Here is a 2,002-nt window from a genome sequence, read left to right as displayed (position 1 = left end):
GCCTCAGCATTTTATTATGGTGATCCCCTGGGCGAAATGCGCCTGGTAAGCAGAGTTTTTGAAATGTAAGGCCTTTGAATAAGACAAAAGGCTGCCTCATCGCTAACTTTGCAACAGTGCCAGCTGCGGGCCGCTCCCGCCGCGAAGGACGTGCTCGACGCCATCGAGGTGCTGCGCGGCATGAACAGCGACAACGCCCGCAAGGTGCCCGCCGACGCGCCGACCGAGTTCATCAAGCCGCGCTGGCAGAAGCTGGTCATGACCGACACCGGCATCGACCGGCGCTACTACGAACTGTGCGCGCTGTCGGAGATGAAGAACGCGTTGCGTTCCGGCGACATCTGGGTGCAGGGGTCGCGCCAGTTCAAGGACTTCGAGGACTACCTGGTGCCGCCCGCGAAATTCGCCAGCCTCAAGCAGGCCAGCGAATTGCCGCTGGCCGTGGCCACCGACTGCAACCGGTACCTGAACGACCGGCTGACGCTGCTGGAAACACAGCTTGCCACCGTCAACCGTATGGCGACGGCCAACGAGCTGCCGGACGCCATCATCACCGAGTCAGGCTTGAAGATCACGCCGCTCGACGCGGCGGTACCCGACACCGCCCAAGCGCTGATCGACCAGACGGCAATGATCCTGCCGCACGTCAAGATCACCGAACTGCTGCTGGAGGTGGACGAATGGACGGGCTTCACTCGGCATTTCGCGCATCTGAAATCGGGCGACCCGGCCAAAGACAAGAACCTGTTGCTGACCACGATCCTCGCCGACGCGATCAACCTGGGCCTGACCAAGATGGCGGAGTCTTGCCCCGGCACGACCTACGCCAAGCTGGCTTGGCTGCAAGCCTGGCACATCCGCGACGAAACCTACGGGGCGGCGCTGGCCGATCTGGTCAACGCACAGTTCCGCCATCCCTTCGCCGAGCACTGGGGCGACGGCACCACCTCATCGTCGGACGGCCAGAACTTCCGCACCGGCAGCAAGGCCGAGAGCACCGGCCACATCAACCCGAAATACGGGAGCAGCCCAGGGCGGACGTTCTACACCCACATTTCTGACCAGTACGCGCCATTTCACACCAAGGTCGTGAACGTCGGCGTGCGCGATTCGACCTACGTGCTCGACGGCCTGCTGTACCACGAGTCCGACTTGCGGATCGAGGAGCATTACACCGACACGGCGGGCTTCACCGATCACGTCTTCGCCCTGATGCACCTCCTGGGCTTCCGCTTCGCGCCGCGCATCCGCGACCTGGGCGACACCAAGCTCTACATCCCGAAGGGCGACGCCGCCTATGACGCGCTGAAACCCATGATCGGCGGCACGCTCAACATCAAGCACGTCCGCGCCCATTGGGACGAAATCCTGCGGCTGGCCACCTCGATCAAGCAGGGCACGGTGACGGCCTCCCTGATGCTCCGAAAGCTCGGCAGCTACCCACGCCAGAACGGCCTGGCCGTGGCGCTCCGCGAGCTGGGCCGCATCGAGCGCACGCTGTTCATCCTGGACTGGCTGCAAAGCGTGGAACTGCGCCGCCGCGTGCATGCCGGCCTGAACAAGGGCGAGGCGCGCAATGCGCTGGCCAGGGCAGTGTTTTTCAACCGCCTGGGTGAAATCCGCGACCGCAGTTTCGAGCAGCAGCGCTACCGGGCTAGCGGCCTCAATCTGGTAACGGCTGCCGTCGTGTTGTGGAACACGGTCTATCTGGAACGGGCTGCGCACGCGCTGCGTGGCAACGGCCATGCCGTTGATGACGCGCTGTTGCAGTACCTGTCGCCGCTCGGTTGGGAGCACATCAACCTCACCGGCGATTACCTCTGGCGCAGCAGCGCCAAGATCGGCGCGGGCAAGTTCAGGCCGCTACGACCGCTGCAACCGGCTTAGCGTGCTTTATTTAATGAGATGGTCACTCCCTCCTTCCCAGTACTATGCTGAGGACAGGCTTTCATTCGGAGAACCATCATGGAAAACATTGCGCTTATTGGTATCGATCTGGGTA

General features: G+C 62.7%; 1 pseudogene. It reads left to right on the top strand.

What is annotated here, in order from left to right:
• Window positions 1-120 precede the first annotated feature (120 nt).
• Window positions 121-1,887 (top strand): annotated as a pseudogene (locus ACJBF3_RS25970) (Tn3 family transposase); the annotation flags it as partial.
• Window positions 1,888-2,002: the final 115 nt, after the last annotated feature.

This window comes from Enterobacter sp. PP-008-ECC_S150, assembly GCF_045257065.1.
GTDB classification, from domain to species: domain Bacteria; phylum Pseudomonadota; class Gammaproteobacteria; order Enterobacterales; family Enterobacteriaceae; genus Enterobacter; species Enterobacter chengduensis.
Note: the sequence above shows the minus strand (reverse complement) of the source record. Positions and strands in the feature narration are given on the sequence as shown.